The sequence below is a fragment of the Paenibacillus sp. FSL L8-0502 genome, from assembly GCF_038593055.1.
Classification (GTDB): Bacteria; Bacillota; Bacilli; order Paenibacillales; family Paenibacillaceae; genus Paenibacillus; species Paenibacillus polymyxa_D.
On sequence record NZ_CP151958.1, the window covers coordinates 3,216,238 to 3,240,512 of the forward strand.

Annotated in this window: 23 protein-coding genes and 1 pseudogene; 9 read left to right on the top strand and 15 right to left on the bottom strand. The window is 43.0% G+C overall.

The annotated features are described in order from the left end of the window. The first annotated feature begins 110 nt into the window (after nucleotides 1–110). The 5 genes from abc-f (at nucleotide 111) to NSQ57_RS13720 (ending at nucleotide 6,514) form a co-directional block, all read left to right on the top strand. A complete protein-coding gene (gene abc-f / locus NSQ57_RS13700) occupies nucleotides 111–1,598 on the top strand; it encodes an ABC-F type ribosomal protection protein (protein WP_318627228.1) in 1,488 nt (495 codons plus the stop codon). A gap of 386 nt (nucleotides 1,599–1,984) precedes the next feature. Further along, the gene (locus tag NSQ57_RS13705; RefSeq protein ID WP_342424939.1) at nucleotides 1,985–2,221 is read left to right on the top strand and encodes a hypothetical protein; all 237 of its coding nucleotides are present in this window, start codon (nucleotides 1,985–1,987) and stop codon (nucleotides 2,219–2,221) included. A 310-nt stretch (nucleotides 2,222–2,531) separates the two neighbouring features. After that, complete coding sequence (locus NSQ57_RS13710) at nucleotides 2,532–4,148, top strand: spore germination protein (RefSeq protein WP_342424940.1); 1,617 nt, start codon at nucleotides 2,532–2,534, stop codon at nucleotides 4,146–4,148. A 12-nt stretch (nucleotides 4,149–4,160) separates the two neighbouring features. Beyond that, nucleotides 4,161–5,387 (top strand): Ger(x)C family spore germination protein, encoded by a 1,227-nt coding sequence (locus NSQ57_RS13715; RefSeq protein WP_318627226.1) that lies wholly within the window; start codon nucleotides 4,161–4,163, stop codon nucleotides 5,385–5,387. Between the two features lie 29 nt (nucleotides 5,388–5,416). After that, entirely contained in the window at nucleotides 5,417–6,514 is a 1,098-nt protein-coding gene (locus NSQ57_RS13720; protein WP_029517853.1) for an endospore germination permease, read from the top strand. Between the two features lie 896 nt (nucleotides 6,515–7,410). Here NSQ57_RS13720 and NSQ57_RS13725 read toward each other — a convergent pair. Further along, nucleotides 7,411–8,154 carry a collagen-like protein gene (locus tag NSQ57_RS13725; RefSeq protein WP_340955641.1) on the bottom strand — a complete coding sequence of 248 codons (744 nt, stop codon included), beginning with the start codon at nucleotides 8,152–8,154 and terminating at the stop codon, nucleotides 7,411–7,413. A gap of 239 nt (nucleotides 8,155–8,393) precedes the next feature. Here NSQ57_RS13725 and NSQ57_RS13730 point away from each other — a divergent pair, with 239 nt between their 5' ends. Then, nucleotides 8,394–8,828, top strand: coding sequence for a hypothetical protein (locus NSQ57_RS13730; RefSeq protein ID WP_029517855.1), 435 nt, complete (start codon nucleotides 8,394–8,396; stop codon nucleotides 8,826–8,828). A 113-nt stretch (nucleotides 8,829–8,941) separates the two neighbouring features. Continuing rightward, nucleotides 8,942–9,163 carry a DUF6199 family natural product biosynthesis protein gene (locus NSQ57_RS13735; protein ID WP_069010594.1) on the top strand — a complete coding sequence of 74 codons (222 nt, stop codon included), beginning with the start codon at nucleotides 8,942–8,944 and terminating at the stop codon, nucleotides 9,161–9,163. Nucleotides 9,164–9,531: 368 nt separating this feature from the next. On the opposite strand, the gene NSQ57_RS13740 is transcribed toward NSQ57_RS13735, so the two are convergent. The 7 genes and pseudogenes from NSQ57_RS13740 to NSQ57_RS13770 all read right to left on the bottom strand — a co-directional run bounded on the left by NSQ57_RS13740 (nucleotide 9,532) and on the right by NSQ57_RS13770 (nucleotide 16,043). After that, nucleotides 9,532–10,610 (bottom strand): IS3 family transposase gene (locus NSQ57_RS13740; protein ID WP_342424941.1). Its coding sequence is split into 2 segments (ribosomal slippage): nucleotides 9,532–10,409 and nucleotides 10,409–10,610, totalling 1,080 coding nucleotides; the frame shifts between segments, so codons are not numbered across the junction. A 415-nt stretch (nucleotides 10,611–11,025) separates the two neighbouring features. Beyond that, entirely contained in the window at nucleotides 11,026–11,424 is a 399-nt protein-coding gene (locus tag NSQ57_RS13745; RefSeq protein ID WP_318627220.1) for a YmaF family protein, read from the bottom strand. A 1,287-nt stretch (nucleotides 11,425–12,711) separates the two neighbouring features. Beyond that, nucleotides 12,712–13,125, bottom strand: a complete 414-nt coding sequence (locus tag NSQ57_RS13750) for a nuclear transport factor 2 family protein (protein ID WP_069010597.1) — start codon at nucleotides 13,123–13,125, stop codon at nucleotides 12,712–12,714. Nucleotides 13,126–13,430: 305 nt separating this feature from the next. Beyond that, entirely contained in the window at nucleotides 13,431–13,691 is a 261-nt protein-coding gene (locus NSQ57_RS13755; protein ID WP_340932382.1) for a hypothetical protein, read from the bottom strand. 230 nt (nucleotides 13,692–13,921) lie between these two features. Continuing rightward, nucleotides 13,922–14,110, bottom strand: a complete 189-nt coding sequence (locus NSQ57_RS13760) for a phage terminase small subunit-related protein (RefSeq protein WP_340932384.1) — start codon at nucleotides 14,108–14,110, stop codon at nucleotides 13,922–13,924. A gap of 259 nt (nucleotides 14,111–14,369) precedes the next feature. After that, a pseudogene (locus tag NSQ57_RS13765) lies at nucleotides 14,370–14,923 on the bottom strand (site-specific integrase). Nucleotides 14,924–15,893: 970 nt separating this feature from the next. Next, nucleotides 15,894–16,043 (bottom strand): hypothetical protein, encoded by a 150-nt coding sequence (locus tag NSQ57_RS13770; RefSeq protein WP_318627209.1) that lies wholly within the window; start codon nucleotides 16,041–16,043, stop codon nucleotides 15,894–15,896. Between the two features lie 93 nt (nucleotides 16,044–16,136). Between NSQ57_RS13770 and NSQ57_RS13775 the strand changes: the two genes are divergently transcribed. Continuing rightward, complete coding sequence (locus tag NSQ57_RS13775) at nucleotides 16,137–16,529, top strand: hypothetical protein (RefSeq protein ID WP_342424942.1); 393 nt, start codon at nucleotides 16,137–16,139, stop codon at nucleotides 16,527–16,529. Next, entirely contained in the window at nucleotides 16,526–17,008 is a 483-nt protein-coding gene (locus tag NSQ57_RS13780) for a site-specific integrase (protein ID WP_342424943.1), read from the top strand. The genes NSQ57_RS13775 and NSQ57_RS13780 overlap by 4 nt, the downstream gene beginning before the upstream one ends. Before the next feature lie 202 nt (nucleotides 17,009–17,210). Here the strand turns inward: NSQ57_RS13780 and glnA are convergent, their stop codons facing one another. The 7 genes from glnA to NSQ57_RS13815 form a co-directional block, all read right to left on the bottom strand. After that, the gene (glnA, locus tag NSQ57_RS13785) at nucleotides 17,211–18,539 is read right to left on the bottom strand and encodes a type I glutamate--ammonia ligase (protein ID WP_013310575.1); all 1,329 of its coding nucleotides are present in this window, start codon (nucleotides 18,537–18,539) and stop codon (nucleotides 17,211–17,213) included. A gap of 117 nt (nucleotides 18,540–18,656) precedes the next feature. Further along, entirely contained in the window at nucleotides 18,657–19,070 is a 414-nt protein-coding gene (locus tag NSQ57_RS13790; RefSeq protein ID WP_007430683.1) for a MerR family transcriptional regulator, read from the bottom strand. Nucleotides 19,071–19,153: 83 nt separating this feature from the next. Further along, a complete protein-coding gene (locus tag NSQ57_RS13795; protein ID WP_342424944.1) occupies nucleotides 19,154–20,407 on the bottom strand; it encodes a methionine gamma-lyase family protein in 1,254 nt (417 codons plus the stop codon). 111 nt (nucleotides 20,408–20,518) lie between these two features. Further along, nucleotides 20,519–21,805 (bottom strand): GTPase HflX, encoded by a 1,287-nt coding sequence (hflX, locus tag NSQ57_RS13800; protein ID WP_013310577.1) that lies wholly within the window; start codon nucleotides 21,803–21,805, stop codon nucleotides 20,519–20,521. A gap of 113 nt (nucleotides 21,806–21,918) precedes the next feature. Continuing rightward, entirely contained in the window at nucleotides 21,919–22,902 is a 984-nt protein-coding gene (locus NSQ57_RS13805; protein ID WP_025718768.1) for an AAA family ATPase, read from the bottom strand. Between the two features lie 115 nt (nucleotides 22,903–23,017). Then, the gene (locus NSQ57_RS13810) at nucleotides 23,018–23,713 is read right to left on the bottom strand and encodes a YdcF family protein (protein ID WP_029518114.1); all 696 of its coding nucleotides are present in this window, start codon (nucleotides 23,711–23,713) and stop codon (nucleotides 23,018–23,020) included. Then, a complete protein-coding gene (locus tag NSQ57_RS13815) occupies nucleotides 23,710–24,267 on the bottom strand; it encodes a DUF402 domain-containing protein (RefSeq protein WP_029518115.1) in 558 nt (185 codons plus the stop codon). The genes NSQ57_RS13810 and NSQ57_RS13815 overlap by 4 nt, the downstream gene beginning before the upstream one ends. Between the last annotated feature and the right edge of the window lie 8 nt (nucleotides 24,268–24,275).

A 24,275-nucleotide genomic window follows, 5' to 3' on the forward strand; every position in this document is an offset into this window, starting at 1 on the left:
CAGTCATACGGCCCCTTGAAATGGGGCCGTATTTCCTCGTATGGATTAGAGCCGCAAGATAGCACCTTTCTTGCGGCTCTTTTTTATTTCCAAACGAAAGGATGACTGCCATGCCCGCCATTCAGGTAACCAATCTTACTTTTGCCTATCCAGGCAGCTATGACCCCATATTCGAAAATGTTCATTTTCAAATTGATACAGACTGGAAGTTGGGCTTTACGGGGCGAAACGGTCGGGGGAAAACGACGTTCTTAAACCTGTTGCAGGAGAAATACGAATACAGCGGTACGATCTCCACACCAGTCGCCTTTGATTATTTTCCGTTTCCCGTCGATCACCCGGAGTATTTGACCTTAGACGTCGTCGAAGAGATCGTGCCAAGCTATGAGAGCTGGAAGTTGATGCGCGAACTGAACCTGCTTAAGGTTTCAGAAGACGTGTTGTACAGGCCATTCGAATCGCTGTCCCAAGGAGAACAGACGAAGGTATTGCTGGCCGTGCTATTCATCCAAGACAATCGATTTCTGCTCATCGACGAACCGACCAATCATCTCGACTTGCACGCACGCAAGCTTGTCGCCGATTATCTGAATACGAAGCGCGGTTTTATTCTTGTTTCACACGACCGGGCTTTTCTCGACCGCTGCGTGGATCATATTCTATCGATCAACAAAACGAATATCGAAATCCAAAAAGGCAACTTCTCCAGTTGGTGGACGAACAAAACTCGCCAAGATACGTTCGAAATGGCACAAAACGAAAAACTGTACAAAGACATACAGCGTTTATCTGCTTCTGCTAAACGTACTAGCGGCTGGTCTTTCGAGACCGAAAAATCGAAAAACGGCACACGAAACTCCGGCTCCAAGCTTGACAAGGGATACGTCGGGCATAAGGCAGCGAAAATGATGAAACGCTCGAAATCCATCGAACAGCGGCAACACGCCGCTTTAGAGGAAAAATCGAAATTGCTCCGAAATATCGAACAGTCAGAAAGCCTTGCGATCTCTCAGCTCGTGTATCCCAAATCGGAACTGGCTATGCTGGATCACGTCACGATTTACTACGGGGAAAGAGCGGTTTGCAAGAACATTTGTCTGACGATCGAACCAGGAGATCGGATTGCAATTTCAGGTCCAAATGGTTCAGGTAAGTCTAGCTTGCTCCGCCTGCTGAACGATGAGACGCTACATTATACAGGTACGTTTCAGCGGGAGCCGCAGCTTCGCGTTTCCTATGTATCCCAGAATACTTCTCATCTGCGAGGAACGCTTTCCGATTATGCAGCAGAGCACAGAATTGACGAAAGCTTATTTAAGGCCGTGTTACGTAAGCTAGATTTCGCCCGCATCCAGTTTGAGAAGGATATATCGGCGTTTAGCGGCGGGCAGAAGAAGAAGGTTCTAATCGCGAGAAGCCTATGTGAGGAGGCTCATCTGCATATTTGGGACGAACCGCTCAACTTTATCGACGTGATTTCCCGGATGCAAATTGAGGAGCTGTTGCTTGAGTACACGCCGACCATTGTATTCGTGGAACATGATCGGGAATTTCATGACCGTGTCGCCACGAAAACGATTGAACTCGGTGGAGATTAGAATTTTACAAAGTGACTTGGAGTAAGACATGATTTAAACGGCAGAAAGCTTTACACAACAACTTTTATGAAAAGGGAAGCGATTGAACTTAAGGGACACGAGAGTTCAATAGAACATCGGCAGTCTAGGATTTTATTTTCTCGTCCATGGCTGCCGTTTGTTTCTATTGGGGGCATTCTAATAGTTATTTCACTAAGACGGAGAGCTATATTATTCTACAGCGGGTTTTGCTTCCATAATATCGTCTACCCTTATAAAAGAGTAAAAAACCTCTCCAAATTGATGTGACCCCTGTCAAGTGGACAGCTATCAAAAAGCAATATTTAAGTGCTCTGCCTCCCTCACGGTAGCCAACGAAAAATGATATCTGGCAAGAATGTCTTTAAATGGTGATTTCCAGAGGACTTTTTTGTGCTTTAAATAACTTCGCAAGTGCTCCTCTTATGAGCCAGATGCTTCATTTGATTTTAATTCATTATTTGCAACATGTATTAGAGCAGCAAACGATGGGAAAATCCACTTTTCCCGATGCCAGAGTATTTGCGCAGAAAATGATATATCCGGTAAATCCTATGGTAAAGCAACCAAATTTGTTCTCTGTGAAAATCATCAACAATCAATGAGGAACGAGATGCTAGCAGATGATCTGGAGATACCACCATTCGAAATGACTCATCTTTTAAAAACTCTGAATGAAGGTCTTTGGCTACAACGAATCCATCCAATACAAAAACGACATCCGCAAGCCCTTCTCTTAGACTGTGTCTATACCGGCCAACAATTTTTGCCGTATGCCACTAAAAAAGCTTCTACTATTGCAAACATAGTTGAAATAAATTGATATAAAAACATATTTTGGAAGGTGCGTACATATAAATCGTGGAATAGCAACATATTACAGTTAACCGCTATCTAGAAGGGAACTGTATTGCTATGGTTGACAAGTTAAAAAAATGGCTGTTTAAGCAGCCTTCACGATCCAAAAATGGCACGAGCTCTGAACCAGTTAATGATGAAAAGTCGACTGAGTTATCCAAGGAGCTGAGTGGCACGCTTAAGGACAACGTGACCTTGCTGAAGCAGGAAATAGGACATAGCACGGATTTCATTCTTCGTTGTTTGAACGATAAACAGGGCAATCCGGTTCTCGCTGTAGGTTTTCTTCAAGGCCTGATTGATCAGCAAATTTTAACGACACTGCTGGAGGAACTTACTGGAGGCATTCGAAATGGGGATCTCTCCGATCGTAATGTTGAAAGTTGGTTGATGGATCGTATTCCTATTGGGGGCATCACTTGCCTTAAAAATGAGAAAGCACTTATCCATGCCGTTCTTTATGGACAGGTGGTTCTCCTTGTCGAAGGCAGCACCAAGGCCTTTGCTGCTTCTATGAGCGGGGGGGCTAAAAGAGCGGTTGAGGAGCCAACATCGCAGACAGTAATTCGCGGTCCTAAAGAGGGGTTTACAGAGGATATATCCACCAATATCGCACTCCTCCGGAGAAGGATCAAATCAACTGAACTCCACTTTGATTCTCGAATTATCGGATCATACACGCAGACGAAGGTATCGGTGGCATATATTCGAGGCATTGCAGATCCAGAGGTGGTTAAGGAAATCTCCAGACGATTAGATTCCATTAACACGGACAGTATTCTCGAAAGTGGATATATCGAGGAATTTATTCAAGATGGGGTATGGACCCCCTTTCCAACCATATATAACACTGAGCGCCCGGATACTGTAGCAGGCAGCTTGCTTGAGGGGTTAGTAGCGATATTGGTTGATGGGACTCCATTTGTATTGATTGCTCCTGTAACCTTTTTTCGGTTCATCGCATCCAGTGAAGACTACTACCAACGTTATGATCTGGCATCTTTTCTTCGAATCGTTCGAATGGCATCCTTTTTCTTGGCATTGCTATTACCCTCATTCTTTATTGCAACAACAACGTTTCACCAGGAAATGCTGCCTACAACAATGCTCATCACTTTGGCTGCGCAGAGAGAGAATACACCATTGCCAGCCCTGCTTGAAGCAATGCTAATGGAGCTGACCTTTGAGGTTATTCGCGAAGCAGGAGTACGAATGCCGCGCGCCGTAGGGCCTGCAATCTCTATCGTTGGGGCATTGGTTCTTGGACAAGCTGCTGTACAGGCGGGATTGGTTTCTGCAGCTATGGTGATTGTGGTTTCATTCACAGCTATCTGCAACTTTGTACTACCTGCGATCAATATGGCGGGGGCTGTTCGTTTGCTCAGATTTGGACTCATGCTGTTAGCGGGTTTATTTGGATTATACGGCGTTTTGGCCGGCTTGGTTCCCATCCTCGTTCGATTAGTATCTGTGAATTCGTTCGGCGTTCCTTATATGATGCCGCTCGCACCTTTCTATACGAGCAATATGAAAGACCTGTTTGTGCGTGTACCTTGGTGGAAGATGAAGAAACGGCCGAAAATGATTGGGAATGTCAATCCAGTAAGACAGGCAACGGAACAGGAATCATTTGCAGAACAAGCGGGGGAACACAGCCGAGATCCCATGGCGTAAGGAGGAACCGATATGTCCCAATTAGGCAGATTTATTTTGGCCTTGGTCATATTATTCATTTTGGCGGGTTGCTGGAACCGAGTCGAACTGAATGAGCTGTGGGTAACTGCGGCTACAGGAGTAGATATGATGGACGACGGACAGTGGATGATGTCCTATCAGATTATTATTCCCTCCGCCCTTGCAAGTGGTACCGGAGGAGGAACGGGAGGGTCTTCTCAACCGGCATCCCATGTATTCTCAGTAAAGTCCAAAACCTATAATCAGGCGTTATCGTACAGCAATTTAAAAACATCAAGACAAATCTACATAGCACATAATCGTGTTGTATTTATCGGTAAGAGAGCGGCTGAGAAAGGAATGGACCGTTTAATTGATTTTTATCTTCGTAATACGGAAGCAAGGGAGATGGTAACTATGATTGTAACGGACGGCGTAGCATCCGATCTATTAAAGAAATTACTGCCGCCTGAAAAACTTCAAGGCGTCGCCATGGCTGAATTAGTCGACAAAGAGAGTGATATTTTATCGGTGTTTCCGAAAGTTAGGGTTTATGATTTCGTATTAAGCATGAACTCGGATTCCAAATCTATTGGAGTACCGGTCGCCGAGTTGACCGGAGAAGGGGACTATCAGGATGTGAAGGAAGCAGAGAGTCTGGATGTCTTCAAAAAAACCTCGGCCCCGCTCAAACTGGCATTGACTAAATTGGCGGTATTCCAAAAAGGAAAGCTCAAAGGGTTTCTCAACAAGGAAGAGAGTCTGGGTGTATCTTATCTGTCTCAAAAGATTAACAACAGCGAAATTTCGTTCCCATGCAGCAAACAGCCCGGTAGGGAAATGTACTCTTCCATACTAGTAAACTCTGCTAATGTAAAGCTTACACCCAGAAAAACCAGTTCTCATTACACTATGCAGGTTGGAGTGAAAATTAATGGGACTTTAAATGAAACTACATGCACTAAGGATATTTCCAAGACGAAGACCATACATGATCTGGAAGAAGAGATTGCAAAAGAAGTGACCAGTACGATAAATAAGGGCTGGGCTAAACTTCAGGAACTTGGTGTAGACGCAACTGGTTTTGCTGACCGGATTCACCGGAGGTTCCCAAGGGAGTGGGGAACGGTGAAAAAAGACTGGGATCAGGAATTCAAGAAGATAGAACTGGACATTCGAGTGGATGCACGGATTCAGCGTCCTGGCCTCCTACAGAAGCATATCGGAAGTCAAACCTAACCCATTTTGTATAAAGGGGCTTAAAAAGTATGAATAAAACCGTCACCAGGGTATCCGGGTTAGCTATCGCTTTTTCCTTGTTTCAGGTTGGCAGTACAACCTTATTCCTCTTGGGAGCTACAGCCAAGCAGGATGCATGGCTAGCCATGCTGATCGGCGCACTTGTAGGCTTCGTCTTGCTAATCATGTATTTATACATGCATAAACTTGATCCACATCGAGATTTGTACGAGCTCCTATGCCATTATTGGGGAAAATGGATAGGTAGTCTGGGTGGTCTTCTGTTCATCAGTTACTTTGCTTATGAAGCTTCCAGGAGTGTCAGGGACATTGGTGAGCTCGGCGCATTGACATTACTTAACAGAACTCCTACCGAAGTTATTACGTTTATAGCGTTAATTGTCTGTGCCGATGTAGTGTGGTTTGGACCGAGGGTCTGGTTCCTTCTATGTCATATCTTCCTTCTTCTATTGGTTTTTGGTTATGGCATTTTATTATTGCTTACTCCTTTTACAGGACTCATTCACTTTGAATTTTTATTTCCTGTATTGGAGAATGGTCTAACTCCCGTAGTGAAGGCTGCCATTCCCGAGATCGTGTCTTTTCCCTTCGGGCAGACGGTTCTTTTTCTTGTGCTGTTCAAGATTGTTACGGATAAACGTAAATTACAGCGGTCAATCGTCATTGTTTACTGGATCACTGCTGTGTTCCTTATTGTAATGAATGAACTAACAATCCTGGTTTTAGGTCCGGAATGGGCAGCATCAAGCACCTATCCCTTATTTGAGGTTACACAACTAATTCAGCTACCGAAGATCGTTGAGAGAGCTGATGTCCTGTTTTCGATGATTCTATTTATTGGAATCGGAATCAAAACGGCTGGTTTTATGTTTGGTGCCGTCATTGGGCTTCAAACGATAACCCCCTTTAGATATAAGCCTGCTTTACTGTTGCTAAGTATCATCATATACGCCCTTACGTTTCTCTCCTCTAGGTTAACCGAATTTTTGTGGTTCGGCCTTCATGTAGCCTTGGTTCGAGTTTGGCCTATCTTTCAGATTGCTCTGCCTGTCCTCCTTTTCCTGACCATGCTAATTCGGAAGAAAAAGAGAAGGACTTATAGTTAGCTATAGCCTTCTCAACACTGTCTAATTTCTTCTTTGTCTTAGCCACATTGGATTCTCTAATGACTAATGTTGAAGAACTTACTGATGTTTTCGACAATTTGTCAGCAATCTTTAGCTTCATGATTCGATTGCCTTTGCTGTTTTACTATGCTGTGCCTTTACGCTTACCACTATGGCATTTTCATAAAGAGAATTTCCATTTACCTTGAAGGTGTCTTGGTTTATCTCACCAATGGGCCATATCCCCTAGAGCCCCAAGGGGTTTCACTATTTAGTAAAGTACAGATATTGATCACGTTCCCACTGGTGAACTTGTGTGCGATACAGATACAAGTAGCTCCGGCAAATCTCCATTAGTGTGATTCAGGTCAATTATTTACGCCCGCTGATGCTTTTTTGACAGCCAGTTAAAAATGCCTCACTGATTGGAGTTACTTGGAACTGTTCGCCCTACCAATGTCCATCTTTGACGCTAACCGATGCCGGATGGACTACATTCGCAAACTACTATAAATACAGAATAACGTCTGACTTATCCAGATTTACTATTGATCTTCGTGCGAATAAATTTCTTTTTTAAATGCCACAACAAAAAGAAGGTAGGAAAAGTTTCCTAACCTTCTTAGCATTCATATTTCAATGTTTGAATAATATCATTGTTTTTTTTACAATGTTACTGCGGATTTACCATTTTAACTTTAAAGATAGGCTTTGGAGTAGTGATAGTGTTTAATGGATCTTATTACTGCCACTACGTTCTCTTGCCATGCTATACAATCCCTCCCCCATAAATTCGTCTGCTTACTATAAGTGAATTAGACAAACTGACGATATGAAATCGTACAGTCTTTTCTAAAGCGGCTACATATAATGTTCTATATATCATTAAAAATGGCTTAAACGGTCAACTTTAATATAGTAAGAGTAGTATTGGTAAAGTTATGAAGTTGGGCTGGGGTTGCATTTGCATTTACCAATTGAATAGTTGTAGGAACGACCCCTACAGTAATAATGACTTCTGCCGAAATTGGTCCGCCACCGTTACCCGTGAAGGGAACAGGAGTAACAGGGATTCCATTTACGGTAAGGTTAAAAGCAGCATCACCTTGGTTATGAATTGTAAAATCTATTAGATAGCTTCCCGTTTCGTTGATTGTTATCGTTGTAGATGGAGGAGTGAAAGTAAATGCACCACCAACATTAGCCAAAACTCCAGTAAAGGTAATTGGTGAGTTACCCGGAACTGTGTCCGTTCCCGTACCAGGATCTGCTCGGAAGACACTTAAGAAGTCTGATATCCCGCCGCCTGCTGGCCCTGCTGCCCCCGTTGCTCCTGCGGGTCCTACCGCTCCTGCCGGTCCCACTGGTCCTGCTGGCCCCACTGCTCCTGCTGGCCCTACTGCTCCTGCGGGTCCTGTTGGTCCGGGAATTCCTTGAAAACCTTGTAGCCCTTGCTGGCCTTGAGCACCTGGAACTCCCTGTGGACCCGGCAGTCCCTGCGCTCCCTGCGGTCCCTGAGGTCCTTGAGGTCCTCGGATCCCTTTAACAATAACTTTCGGTAAAACTTTGACTTTTTTAACTACACATCTTCTAAATTTTCTCCGATGCATTTTCTTTTGCCAATAATAATGTCTAAACATAATTAATGATCACCTCCAAAGTCTAGTCAAAGTAGCTTATTGTGCAATTAACCAAAAAGATTGGGCTGTTGACTTGATCTTGGGAAAATAGGCATAGGTCTGACCCTATCGTGTTAGATTATTACTGCTTATCCTTCTAAAGCTTAATAGCCCTACTATCAACCGATCCAGCCCCTGCACAGTATGTATCTTTCTATTTCCAGCTTGCAAATTCTTTACCCAAAAAAGGAGATGAGATAATGACTAGATTGTTAGATGCTCGAACATCTCAAAACGCAAGTTACGGTAATACGATCTCAATCTCCATGCCAGCCAATACTCCTGTTGCCATCGCAGAGCTTGGCTTAGACGTGACGGGCGCTGGGGAAAATATGCGTGTACAATTATCAGGGATTGCTGAGCTTTCATTTCCCACTACTCCACCTTTTGACTCCGTTATTGCTATTTCTATTGTTAGAGGCACTCTCGACTCTCCTGTTGCATACGCCCTTTACTCTGTTAGTGTCTCCGAAGCAAACCCAAACGCTGTACAGGTCGTTACCATTAATGCATCCGATTACAATGTCCCTCTACCACCATCAAATGAATTAGTGTATACCTTATATTTATTTTGCACAGCGGATGCCACCCGAATAGGAATAGAAAGTTTTAATGCGGTTGCCTATTCAGATTAACATTACACCATCATATGGAGGGCAAAGCCCTCTTTTTTTCCATCTATCCTTGAGGGACGACACTTTCCATCTGTCGTTCTTTTTTGGTATAGTTTACTTAAGGAGTTGATCAAATGGGATTCATGCTTATTTTTATCGCGATTATTTTTTTCTCACTTGGTATTTTAAGTAAACGAATTCCCACTTGGGGATGGCGTGCAAACGAAGCCTGGAAGATCAAAGGTGACTCAGAACCAAGCGACGCTTACATTGACGACATGAAATTTAGAGGCTCTGTATCTATACTCTTTGGGTCCTTCTTTTTAGTATGTGGACTTTTGGTTATCTTCCTATAAGTTCCACTACCTGTTACCAATCACCAAAATACCCATATGGAAACGGAATTTGCTGTTTGGCTGATGCTCCTAAAATATCATTTAGCATATTTTCAAAACAGAAATCTGTCTCTCATCCAAAGCTTCCAGTAATCGAATTTCCTTAATCTTCTGAGACCGACCTGCCGCTGTAGTAAGTAGTAAAGATCATTTTTCTCGCATAGTATTTATTCATCAAACTAGCCATCCTATAAGGAAGAACAATGTAAAACTCGACTCGTCACTCTCGAGAGTGAGTGGTTTAGAAGTGCCAGTATACCCGGGTGTAATGACTTGTTTTCTTTCTAAGGCTTCAAGGCATCCAACACATATGGATTGTCAACACTAAACTAGACAATTTTTTTGTGGTGTCTCTGCTTGAACTCAGCTGGACTCAAGTAATCCAGAGAACCGTGAATCCGAATATGGTTAAACCAGTGTACATAGTCATGTAATTCTGTGGTTAGCTCAGCAAGACTTTCAAAATGACGTTTCTTCACAAATTCCGTTTTGAAAATTTTAGAAGTAGCTTCCGCAACGGCATTGTCATAGGGACAGCCTTTCATGCTCAAAGAACGCTCAATCTGAAAAGCCTTTAGCGCATCGTCGATGAGCTTATTCTTGAATTCATTGCCTCGGTCGGTATGGAAGAGTTGAATGTCATTCAGGTTGCCCTTAATTGAAGCCAAAGCACGGCAAACCAGCTTGGCATCCTTGTGAGGGCCTGCACTGTAGCCAATAATCTCGCGGTTAAACAGGTCTACAAAGAAGCATACGTAGTTCCAATATGAACCCACTCGGACGTACGTCAGATCGCTTACGACGACAGACAACGTTTGCTCTTGTTCAAATTTCCGGTCCAGTACATTCGCTTGCTTGGCTTCATTGCATCTCGTGGGATGAGGCTTGTACTGAGCAACCGTATACGAGGAAACCAACCCGTATTCCTTCATGATTCGTCCAATACTCCGCCTGGATACTGTAAAGCCTTGCTGGTGTAACGCTTTTTTGATCTTACGCGTACCGTAGTTTTGACGGCTGCTTTGAAAAATGTCCATAATCAGAGAGGGAAGCTCACCCTCCGATGTCACTTCTACTTTGTTTTCTTCATAATAATAGGTGCTTCTCGGGAGTTTTAGGACGTCGCACATTGCTGATACCGAGTATTTATGTTTATTCTGGCGAATGACATTTACTTTCGTCCCATGATCAGCGCGGCTTGCTTTAATATGTCATTCTCCATGAGCAGTTGCTTGTTCTGTTTTCGAAGTTCGAGCAGTTCTAATTCCTCTGGAGTCCGGTTGTCTTTCTCTTTGAAGGATCCAGATGTGGAACTCTGTTTCACCCATTTATCCAACGATGAAGGATTCAAATCATATTCTTGAATGATATCCTTTCGTGCTTTGCCACTTTGATAGAGCTGAACCATCTACGCTTTAAATTCAGCGCTAAAGGTACGTCTTTCTTTTTTAGTCATGATCCGTTTGCTCCTTCTAGGTTGGTCTGTAGTCTACTATATTAGACCACAATTTTTCTGTCTAGAAGAGTGTAGCCGATCCATCCCATCCAAATTGCTTTCTAAGCGTCAGCACCTTGGAACAAGAAAAGACGAGCCAGTAGTAGCTCGTCATTGTTACTACTGATTTTAAATTGTTTGGCCAATTACACTGTATTCATAAAGTCGAATCTTCAGTAACCTGTGGCTGAGTCCTTTAAGCATTACAACCCCCAAGTATCATAAGCAGTATAAATAGTACGAGAATAACCCCGACACTGGTAAACATGCCGCCATAACCAACTCCATCAGTCCCACTATTTGTATGGGGATGAGTTTTTCAAATTGATTAATATCGGTAGTCTTTCTCATCTCCGGTATTTCCACTGTACCTATGGGCGTGAGGAATTCTACCGTTTACTGTTGTATACCCTTCAAAATGATGGTAATGCCCACCACCTGTCAAGTGAATGGCTGGTCCTGTAGTACCTCTAATTAGATGCGTATGTTGATCGTTAAATGATGTTTCTGCATAATAATTATGAACATGCGGAACACCACTTGGAGCTGGTTCTGTTACTCCAGCGTAATGGTGGTAGTGTCCTACATCAAGTGATGTATTCCCATTAAAAGGATGTACGTGAACATTAACTGGCCTACCGTCCCACGAATTAATAAAAAGCTTATGCGAATGGTTAGAGTCGGAATCACTGGAATGAACAACATAACCTGTTATTGGTATTTCCATCAGTAGCCACCTCTCTTTATCAACTGCCATATACTATGAAAGAGGTAGTGTAAATGTTCAAAAGGCTATTTGAGTTAGAGTTGGTTTCCACTATTCGGGTAGCAGGAGAACAGGCTGTCAGAGCGTGTGTATGCCCTCTCTCTGCTCTTTGCTGTACTCTTTCCAGTATTCCGTCCGGATAACGGAAAAAGTGCTTAGAACAACTCACATATTGCGTATAAGAGCAAAAGAAAAAGCACCTCAATGGGTGCTTAACATTCTACCACGATGGTCGATGACCACATAAGGAACCAGCAGGTCCGACCTCGTCAATGTTTTGTGTATTATTTGATAAAGAAACGAACTTCCCATCAATAATTCTTACATAAGTCATATCTCCATAGTCTGGTTGTGCTTTATCTGTCTGCGGAGACACATACGTAATAAAGACGTTACAAAGACGGTGTCCATTACTCATCCTCATATCAACGGCTTGATTCAGGTAATTTTTAACCTGATTTGGATTTATAATATGCTGTTGTGGCGGTCTACCTGCTGGGTAATACTGTATTCCCCCGTGGGTATAATACATTTTTGTCACACTCCTCAGTAAAGTTTTTACTTCCTGATAGCCTATGCATAGAAGTGTAACGTTGTGTAAGGCAAGATATTTTAGATGGGATTAATTCATTCTTTCACACAAGCTGTACGGGAACAAAACTGCTTAACTCCGTTCCACCTACCCCATAGACAACCTTTGCATTTTTTCGGCTGTTTTGGTGGGCCTTTCATGTATAGCAAAATTCCTTTCTTCTGCTTCTTCTTCAAACCAAAAATCCTTTCAAGGCAATAAAAAAGCCACCCAAATGAGTGACTTGTATCTGCCTATGTATTTAGAGCACCAAATGAACCGAGGCGCTTATTTAAAACCCGAAAAAAGAAACAGCGATAGGTTCTATTCCCGCAAGCGGGATGCAAAACGCTACGTTGTTGCATAAAAGCATTTGTACTTAGTAACTAGAGAAGAGAGATAAGACCATTTTACAAATTGCTAAAAATGGCCGTCAAAGAACAAAAACCGGACAATACCGGAAAATGGGTAATTAAACCATTATAAGCTGGCTTTTACTCACTTTCTCGATATTACTCGCTATTAAGTAAAAATAAAGTCTTAGACTGCCGCTGTTATCATTCTATTAACGTTCTTCGTTAGCGTAGCGCATACTTGACCAAATTCGATATGTTACCGGCCAATAACCTACGTTTTCGTATGATTACTCAGCATAGTGATGTGTAGGTGCACTAACATCAACAGTCTCTTAAATCAAAAGCTTCTTCTAGTGCGGCAGTATCTTCGAAGATTTGAAAAAACATTATCTTCTCCTGTTCTACTTCGCAAATAATTGCCCAATCACTCTCGAACACTTTCCCGGTTACATTGACCTTGATGCGGAAATTCCCCCATGCACACGCTGCTTCCTTATTACCGATGAGTTTGTGAAGGACAAAACTCTCTATTTGTTCTGCTTCTTCTAATAAGTTTAAATAATTTCTAACACCTTCTTTTCCATGAAATGTGCCGTATAAAGGAATTTTATTAGAAGGCTCTTTTTTAAGAATAATAAATTTCGCTTCATCATGAACCAATTCGATCACTTTATCAATCTGTTTGCTTCCTAATGCTTGAAAATAATTTGTTAGCACCTGTTGAGCACTTTGCATTTCTACTAATCTCCCTTCGAATAGGCGGAATAAACTTTGCACAATCCAATGATAACATATTTTATCTACCATCCTGCCCGTTGGCTTAACGCCGCCGCTGCCAGTCTAGAACTATATTTTCACGGTCTAACATTTTATTTCCATCAAACACTCGTCCCAGACAATTCTCTCACCCAGTTTATCCTCATCACCGGACTTCATAGTTTCCCAGCACGTATTACAAAAGGATGCGCCCATTGTTGTGTTCTCCCGGTTCGGATTAGGGTCATTGCAAAGCATACATTTTCCTGTTTTCGGACTCTTTTTCACAATACCTCTCCCATCGATGGAAAAATAGAAGACACGCTGCGGAATTGAACCGCGCAAGGGTTCTGACCAGGCTGTTTCATGTTTCCGCTGGTTAACTGGTTCCTTGCCGCCTGCGCGTGCCATAAAACCCCGGAATAACGGTCCCATGAAAATTGAAATTCATGTTCTTCTTTAATTGCTACTTGCTCAAGCTTCTTCTCTTTCCTAGTGCCTTTATTGTGTATTTCATATTCGACTTTTTTAAGTTCTTTAATCATTTCCCCCTTTATCCTCAACAAACATAATTCGTTGTGCCCATACGATGGCTTGGAATTGGGTTGTTATGTTGTACCAGATCATTTCAACTGGGTCCATTTCTTGAACTGCGTCCATGATTTCAAGAAACTCAGGATTCTGAGGCATAAATTTACGGAAGAATCCATGTGTGACTGCTTTGTCGTTCCCAGGAGGGCCACCACTTCCGCCCTTATTCCCTTTTGCATTCCTATTACCTGTTTGCCCCCCCGCGTTTTCTTTTTTCGGGAAGCTCGCTCCACTTGTCCAGTGCCTTCCATTTGCGGATGCTGGAATCGCTCACACCCAGCTTTAACGCTATATCCTTAAGTTTCATTTCACGTCCGCTATCCAACCACATTTTCAGCGCCTTTTTCCGGTTTGGATTTCGTTCTCTGCTCACTTAATTTTCACCACCACCAAAGTATTCGAGTTGGTTTTAACGCGGAGGCCTAAAAATAAATCTAGCGCTCCACTTGCATTTATTCGTGATGTTGTTCTAACTACTAGAAAACTAGCACTTGTTAAACTAAATAATGTAAAACTAATTCACTATACTATATATTCTCGGTAACTCATAAAACACGTAGATTGCTTGGTGCTATTTGTTTTGTTGTCCTTTTCCCATTTTGAATTCACGGTTACCCTATTGTAGAGAATTGCTACAACTCAAAATCCTTCAAAACATCGTCTAAAGTGTCCTGAAGGATACCTACATAACGTAATGTCACCTTCTGTTCAGTGTGATTGAACAGATCCATTAGTAACGCTATATCCTTCGTTTCGTTATAAAAATAGTACCCGCATGTCTTTCTCATAGAATGAGTTCCTATTTCCTTCAATCCGAACTTCCGGGCTACACCATTCAGTATTTTGTAAGCCATACTGCTGCTGATCGGCACAATCTCGGATCTTCTCCTTTTATTGCGACTCGGGAATAAATAATCGCTATCCAGTTTACCGGATATATATGCATCAAGCTCTTTGCGAAGGTTTTTTCGAATGGGGATGTTCTTTCTTTTCTTCGTTTTCTTTTCAGTAATTACAATATGGCTTCCTTTAACTGAGCTGACCTTCAAGGGTAAAATATCCGATATACGCAATCCTGTGTTGATTCCAATCAAAAAAAAATGTAGTCTCGTTCATTTTTCTCTTTCAAATATTGCTTAATGGCCTCCAGCTTTTTAGAATCGCGGATCGGCTGAACGAGGTTCACTGCATTTCGCTCCTTTCATGTTTGTTTGAACAGAGGATGGAAACATACATAATTGTTTAGTACCAGTCCAATCGCCCCACACACATCCATTACATAAAACGGGTTGACGTGGTGACCTAGCCAGGACAGGCGGGGTCTCCGTGAAGATTTAATTGGCATATTACTTTCCTCCAATGCAAAAAGGCCGCTTTTCAGCGACCTCGAATTTACGTTATTTTATGGATACAATATATCCTTTTTCTAATTCGTTATTACTGCGGTTTTATGTATGTTATTGCATGTAAATTAAGCCAAGGAAAAGTTTCCTGAACAAATAAAAAAGCCGCCTATTGGCAGCTTGCTGTTACTATTGCTTAGTCATAATATTTTTTTGATTAAGGTTAACTCCTATTGTAGGTGATGGCGTTTCTTCATCATAATGCTCATAGTCAAAAAGGGCTTCTCTCGGAACCACTATGGCATTGCACCATGCTCGTCAGACTTGGTTTTAATTCTAACGACACCTTCACGAGTAAATTCTTCTAATCCAATATGTGTTGTATATCCAATTATAAATCCTGGCAACATTCTTTTCACCCCCTCTTCTTTCTAACAGGATTCGACGCTTAGGAAGGATATACCTTTTTATGCGTCGAAAGTATTAGGTCGTAAGGAGGTGATAAGTTAAATGAATGAAAGGGCTATCCAATTTTGTCTATCTTTAATCCTATCAATCATGTTCGTTGTTTTCTTAATTGTAGGGGGGTATAAAGCTTATTACGCTACTTTAGAAAACATGAAGAATGTTGGCCCTAAGTTTGATCAATTACACAGGAATAATTAGTAATTTCAAAGCGGTCTAAATGATGATTGTCTCAGTTATTTAGAGAACTATCGTCATTTAGACAGCTGAGTCCTTGTCTCATATTTAGTTTTGAATGCGCCCTAACCCTCCGTCATGCACTTGCCACTGCCGCCCTTATTGCATGTTTCATGTTTCATGTTGCATACCGATCATTCGTCCTTTTTCATCCTTAGCTGTTGTGAAGTAGTGGTCAATTATGAAATCACAAAGCTGTGTCGCCTCTCGTTTTTTACAGAATGCACATGGATACTTTGGCATTTTAAATACTTCCGGCATGTCCTTACTCCTTTCTATCCATTATAGGTATGGTTATTGGCGTCCAATGTGTATGATAATCCGGCCAGTCTGCATCCAATGGAGTACCGCAATATGGTGGTTCTTCAATCGGGAAGTTCCACCAAAGAACGTCTCCATAATACGTTGAATCTTCATGAGTACAACATTGAAAAGCACATAAAACCCCACTTCAAAAAAATCACATTACAAAAATTAAAGCCGCTCATGTATCAAAAATTCATAAATAAGCTTTCTAAGAGTAAAGGTAGAGGGGATAAAGTTTATAGCAGACGTATAGTAGAACTCATACATTCCACTATGCATGACGCGCTAGAAAAGGCTGTTACGCTCGGTAAACTGGATAAGAATCCGTGTGAAGGTGTGACTATCAGGGGGATTAAGAAATCAGATAAAGTAAAATTTATTGAGTCAGAGCACATTCCTGAATTTCTAGCAAATGCAAAAAAATACGGATATATTTATTGATTTTTCTTTATGTTTATGTTAGAACAGGTATGCGAAAAGGAGAAGTTGGCACGTTACAGTGGCCAGACATTGATCTAAAAAATGGCTTGGCAACCGTTAGTAAAACTTTAGATTACGATCTCCCTGAGAATCCTGATGATTTATTTGGTGATACAAAGACATTCAACTCAAAAAGAACCTTAAAAATAAGTAACACCTTATTGGCTGCATTAAGACACCACCTAAATGTTCAAAATCAAAACAAGATCACTTTAGGCGAAATGTATAGGCATGATCTTAATCTAATTATGTGTCGTACAGATGGAAGTCCGATCCCGAAATCGTCTTTGTTCAATTCATTTTCTAGGATATTAAAACGAACGGCACTCCCCCCCTTACCTATCCATTCTCTTCGACATACGCACGCAGTATTGCAATTAGAAGCTGGTGCTGATATGAAATATGGCAGGAACGCTTGGGACATGGTAGCATCCAAGTAACATCAGACATCTATGCTCATATTTCAAAAAAAATAGAATCGAATAACATGGGGAAATATGAGTCTTTTACTGAGAATTTATTTCGATAATAAAAAGTTTGGGGGCAATTTGGGGGCGCTTTATAATTCAACTTCATAATATCCATATACTACCCCCAAAGCAAAAATCCCTCAACGCTTAGAGCGCCAAGGGATTTCCCATTTTAGTAAAGCGTCAGATATTGATCACGTTCCCATTGATGAACTTGGGTTCGGTACATATCCCATTCAATTTCCTTAAGCTCATAGAAGTAGGCCAATGCATGGTCACCCAGTGCGTCAGAGATAACTTCGCTACGAATAAGTTCAGACAAAGCTTCTTTCAAGTCTGCAGGCAGACTTGGAATGCCTTCTTCAATCCGCTCTTCTTCAGACATCACGTAAATGTTACGATCAATCGGAGCTGGCAGAGCCAACTGACGTTTGATCCCATCCAAACCAGCTCTCAGCATCACTGCCAAGGCCAAATAAGGATTCGCTGCCGGATCAGGGTTACGAACTTCGACGCGAGTGCTCAGACCACGAGACGCGGGAATCCGAATCATTGGACTGCGATTGCTTGCAGACCAAGCCACATAACAAGGCGCTTCATAACCAGGTACGAGACGTTTGTAGGAATTTACTGTTGGATTCGTGATCGCTGCCATTGCACGTGCATGTTTCAGAATACCAGCCATATAGTGGCGGGCCGTCTGGCTTAATCCGAGTTCGTCCGTTTCATCATAAAATACGTTTTCATTGTCCTTAAACAACGATTGATTGCAGTGCATACCAGAGCCATTTACACCAAACAAAGGTTTTGGCATAAAGGTAGCATGCAAACCATGCTGACGAGCAATCGTCTTAACAACGAGCTTGAACGTTTGAATCTGGTCCGCAGCTTTAATCGCGTCTGCATATTTAAAGTCAATCTCATGCTGACCAGGTGCAACTTCATGATGGGATGCTTCAATTTCGAAGCCCATCTCTTCAAGCTTAAGTACAATTTCACGACGGCAGTTTTCACCCAGATCCATCGGAGCCAGGTCAAAATACCCGCCTTGGTCATTCAGTTCTGTAGTTGGCTCGCCTTTTTCATCCGTTTTGAACAAGAAGAATTCAGGCTCTGGTCCGACATTCATCGAAGTGTATCCCAGCTCTTCGGCTTCCTTAAGTACACGTTTCAAGATGCCCCGTGGGTCACCTGCAAACGGGACTCCATCCGGCTTGTAAATATCGCAGATCAAACGAGCTACACGATCCGAGGTTACCCAAGGGAATACAACCCAAGTGTCCAAATCCGGATATAAATACATATCAGATTCTTCAATACGCACATAACCTTCTATGGAAGATCCATCAAACATCATTTTATTATCCAATGCCTTTTCCAGTTGACTAACCGGAATTTCAACGTTTTTAATAGTGCCCAGCAAATCTGTGAATTGCAAACGAATAAAACGAACATTTTCCTCTTTCGCAATCCGAAGGATATCTTCTCTGCTATAACTCACTCTAACCTCTCCCTTTCTGTAACGACTATATACGAATCAGTTGTTCTATAAATTACTTAAATGATGAGACCTGGTTTTAAAGTAAGGCAACCTTATACCAAGAGGTAAGTCAAAGCATTATCTCTTATTGAAGAACCGTGATAATTCACCTTGGATCAGGGATACCTGTCCTGGTCTTTTGCCTGCAACAAGTTGTTGTTTCAGCAAGCGGTGAAGCTGAGTATCAGACATTTCACGGCGTTTAACTTCCGTATCTGCAGTAATAACCGTAGCTTCCTCCGATTCCTTGGTAACCGGATTCATGACTTGTTTAATTCCCGCAATGTTAACACCTTTCTCGATCAACGCCTTAATTTCAAGCAGACGCTCTACGTCATTAAAAGAAAAAAGACGTTGGTTTCCCGATGTACGGGCAGGAACTATCAAGTTATGCTGTTCATAATAACGAATCTGACGCGCTGACAAGTCCGTTAGCTTCATGACAATACCTATTGGAAATAAGGCCATATTTCTGCGAATTTCGTCGCCCATTTGTCATCAACCTTCCAGTGATCTATTATACACCTTATTGTACATTTAGCTGATGCAAAGTGTCAATGACATGTTAGAAAAACTCACAATAATTTACGTTCTTTCATCGTTTGCAGAGCCATAAGTACTCCAAATTTAACATGAGAGTAGGTTAACCCCCCCTGCATGTAACCAATATAAGGCTCACGAATAGGAGCATCTGCGGATAATTCCAAACTTCCCCCTTGTATGAACGTACCTGCAGCCATGATAACTGGATGCTCATAACCCGGCATATCCCACGGCTCCGGCACCACATGACTATCCACAGCAGCCGCACGCTGAATGCCCTGTACAAAAGCAATTAGATGCTCTGGTCCACTAAAAGAAATAGCCTGAATCAAATCCGTACGCTCTTCATGCCAGGCAGGTTTGGTCTCAAATCCCATCTCTTCAAAGACCGCAGCTGCGAATACGCTCCCTTTAACCGCTTGCCCAACCAGTGTTGGAGCAAGGAATAGTCCCTGAAATATGCCTCGTGTAGTACCTAGCATGGCTCCTACTTCTCCACCAATTCCAGGTGCAGTTAATCGGTAGGATGCCAGTTCTACATACTTTTGTTTGCCACAAATATATCCACCCGTTTCTGCAATGCCACCACCGGGATTTTTAATCAACGAACCTGCCATCAAATCGACACCGACTTGAGTAGGTTCCAGCTTCTCGGTAAATTCACCGTAGCAATTGTCAACAAAGACAATGACGTCAGGTTTTATTTCCTTCACACGTGCTGTCATTTCTTCAATATCCGCTACACTAAACGAAGCTCTCCAATCATAACCGCGGGAACGCTGGATACCGATTACTTTGGTATTGGCATCGATCGCAGACTCCACCGCTTCCCAGTCCACTTTACCTTCCGCTGTCAGTGCGGTTTCTCCATAAGTAACGCCAAAATCCTGCAATGATCCTGTTCCGTCGCCGGGCTTACCAATCACTTTGTGCAGGGTATCATAAGGCCTCCCAGTAATGTACAGCAGTTCATCCCCTGGACGCAGCACACCAAATAAAGCAGTGGCAATTGTATGAGTACCCGAGGCAAAATGCGGACGCACCAACGCTGCCTCCGCACCGAACACTTCCGCATAGACTTCTTCCAGCACCTCACGTCCCCGGTCATTGTAAGCATATCCCGTCGAACCCGCAAAGTGGAAATCGCTCACTTGCTTCCGCTGGAATGCCTGAATTACCTTCCACTGATTTGAATCTACAATATGATCTATGTGCTGTATACGTTCTTGTATTTTATGTTCTGCCGTTTCCTGAATTTGCTGTATTTCTGGACTAAAAACTACCATTTACTTTCTTGACCCTCTCTCTTACGCAGCCTTAGGCTATTCATGTTATATTATTGTTCACTTTGAACGATGAGCATTATCATTTTATTGACCCAAAAACATCATTAGATGTCAACCTTCTGTGAACTCGCTGAGCGCATGACCATACTTTTCGTACTCGCCTCTTTGAATTTCAACTTCATAAATGACATCATTGCCATCATACTCTGTCAGTAGTACATCTCCAATTCGATAAAGCACCGATGTTAAATCTCCACGTTCCGCAGGAATGCGAAATCTCAGCGTATCACCACTCAGATGCTCTTGAATCAGTTCACGAATGCGCAGCAAATCCCCTTCATCAAAAGCGCTGATTTTCAAGTAGCCCTCCCCGGAAGGAAGCATTTCGAGTTGCTCAGGGGTACAGGCATCTTTTTTGTTAAATAATACGATCTGAGGCTTGTCCGCAGCCCCTAGCTGCTGCAAGATCGTCTCCACAACTTTCATCTGTTCGTCTCGCATATCCGAAGACGCGTCCACGACATGCAAAATGAGATGAGCCTCATTCGCCTCCTCCAAAGTAGCCCGGAAGGAAGCAACCAAATCATGAGGAAGATTTTGAATAAAACCGACCGTATCCGTAAGAATAACTTCTTTTCCACTCGGAAGTTCCATTGTTCTGGAGGTAGGATCCAGCGTCGCAAACAGTTGGTTCTCAATATATACATCGGCTGCTGTCAGTTGCTTCAACAGCGTCGATTTGCCCGCATTGGTATAGCCAACAAGTGCAACCTGAACAATACCGCTCTTTTGTCTGCGCTCCCTGTGCAAATACCGGTGACGGGTCACTTCCTCCAGTTGGCGTTTCAGATCACTGATTCGGTCACGAATATGGCGACGGTCTGTCTCCAGCTTGCTTTCACCAGGACCACGTGTTCCGATTCCGCCGCCAAGACGCGAGAGGTTTTTGCCATGTCCAGACAATCGGGGGAGTAAATATGACAACTGTGCCAGTTCAACCTGAATAATACCTTCCCGGGTTTTTGCACGTTGAGCAAAAATGTCCAGAATCAACTGTGTACGGTCAATAATTTTGAGATCCAGACTTTCTTCCAGATTCCGTACTTGGGCCCCCGAGAGCTCCTGATCAAAAATAGCTGTATTCGCTCCCAATTCTTCAGCAACTGCACGTAATTCCTCTACTTTTCCTTTACCAATAAACCATTTTGAGTCCTTGGCTTCCTTATTCTGTGTCAGGACGCTCAGTACCTCAACTCCCGCTGTCTCAGCCAGTTTCACCAACTCATCCAACGAGTATTCCGTATTAATACCAGATCGTTTGACTTCATCCGTAATCAGACTGACCAGAACCGCCTTGTCCTGCATTTCGGTTTGTGTATCATGAGTGGAGTTCGCCATATTGTTTGCTCCTTTATTTTCATGTCAACTCTCGAACAGAGACCGACCTGATGTTCAGGCCGGCCCCCGTTCGATGTCATAGCATTCGATGTGATTCAGATTCCTATTATCGCCTATCTTTTATCCATTTTCAAATCCTCTGGACGCAGCGTCATCAATTCCTGTTTGCCGGGTTGCCCGCTCCTGTACTGATTAAGCAACCTGACAGCTTGGTGCCGAATCGCTTTTTCAATCACATTACGAACATAGCGTGCATTACTAAATGCATGAAGACTGTCATTACGCTCGTTTAGCAAATGCTCCTTCATTTTAATTATGGACTGAGGCATGAGAATATAATCCCGCTCCTTGGCCATCATCTCGGAAATTTGGATGAGCTGATCCACAGTATAATCAGGAAAATCCAACTGAATTGGAAAGCGAGAAGGAAGACCAGGATTCGTTCGTAAAAAAAAGTCCATTTCCCCCGAGTATCCAGCGAGAATCAAAATAAATTGATTTTTTTGATCTTCCATGGACTTTACCAAGGTATCAATCGCTTCTTTTCCAAAATCCTTTTCCCCTCCGCGTGCCAAACTGTAAGCCTCATCAATGAACAACACGCCGCCAAGAGATTTCTTTACCAGATCTCGCGTTTTTTGCGCCGTGTGGCCAATATACTCACCGACCAGATCAGCCCTCTCCACCTCAATCAGATGACCTTTGCTCAGTACCCCCATTTTTTGCAGCATTTTAGCGATAATGCGGGCCACTGTCGTTTTCCCTGTACCTGGATTTCCTTTGAAAATCATGTGATACACGTGTGCATTGCTCAACAGTCCTGCATCCGTGCGCATATGGGCGATTTGCAAAAAGGCATATACCTCAAATACCAGGTCTTTGATGTTATCCAAGCCGACGAGATGATCGAGTTCTTTCTGAATTTCCTGATAAAGACTGAGATACTGCGGTAGCGCCTGTGACTTGGTTGAAGCCACTGCTTCCGTCTCGTCCACAGTCACCGAAGCTATCGGCTCCGGGCTACGCAGCACGACATTAATTTGTCTGGAAGGTCTCTCCTCCGACCGCTTGCCCGCGGCGATTCCCCGTCCGTTCATGCATCCATCACCTCAACATTTCTTCAGGCACAGCTTACCCTATTAATGTATTCGGTCTGGCATGTCCTTATTAGCATAAAAGCAACGGGAACGTGCACAAAGCCTTTTCTTTAATTCAGGCAACCCAAGTTTGAGCGCTGATCCACCACCGTTGCAGCGTCCATTTAGCGTATGCCAATACTTCTCTTGATTGATGAATTGGCATATTCAGCACTTTAGATTCCGTCAGAGCCATCTGAGGATGATCAAACTTTAAGAATTGAGCAATCTCCATCGCCCGAGGGCCATGATAGCTATGTGTGATGATCACGGTAGAGGTCCATCCATATTCCTTCATAATGCGCTGGCTATAGAGCAGATTTTCGTAAGTACTGGTCGCATGGTTTTCCAACACAATATGCTGTACAGGGACCCCTCTATCTACCAAATAGCGTTGCATGCCCTCAGCCTCCGTATACGGAAAATCGGGTTTATCCAGTCCACCACTTACAATTAGATGCTGTACCGTCCCGTTGCGGTATAAGCGCAAGGCTTCTTCCAGCCTTTCCTTCAATCCAGGACTGGGCTCAGCCCCCCACATAGAAGCACCTAATACGATACCAATTTGCACTTGCTGGAGCGGAGTGGTAGAGGCGGCCGTATTCATGTTCCACACTCGGATTCCTGCCCATACCAATCCGATCAAAATGAAAATTATCAAAGAAAGTACAAGACGCTTGGTTACCATAGATATTTTCTTAAGGCGACTCTGCCTGCTTTTCAACTCAGGGCGTTGGGGCCCGATGTCTTTAATCCACTGCAAAACTTTCACCGTTCTCTCTTGAAATCACCGTTGTGAAACCATTCTGCTCGGTGTTTCAGCGACATTTTAAAATAAGGGAACACGTGGGCATCTATCTGATGTAACACATCAGCCGCTGTACGGTTAGCCAATTCTGCCTCTTGCGTTGAGATATGCCCCCGTTGTAATGCCTCCTCCAATTCATCCTCATCCACCAGGAAGATTTCACCGTTTTTAAGCACCACAACATCCAAATACAGATCGTCAAACCAAGGGACTCCTTGATCGGTCACACCCTGATTTCGGCAGGTATCAATATACCATTCAACGATTTGCTCCCGATTGTCAAACATAGCAGTCACCACATAGTGCTCACCTTTTGGATAATATTGCAGCCAGGAATATCCTTTATCGGCTATGCAAAACGTATGACCACCGTAACTCTTCCATAACGGCTCCTTGAGACTCAAAATGGTATACAGGGTCATATATCCTGTAAACGCGTCACTTTCTACATACCGGCAAGCAAACTTGCGATTGGTGATTCTGCGCCAGTTGGCCCGGTCTCCGAATTTGCGCTTCATAAATGATG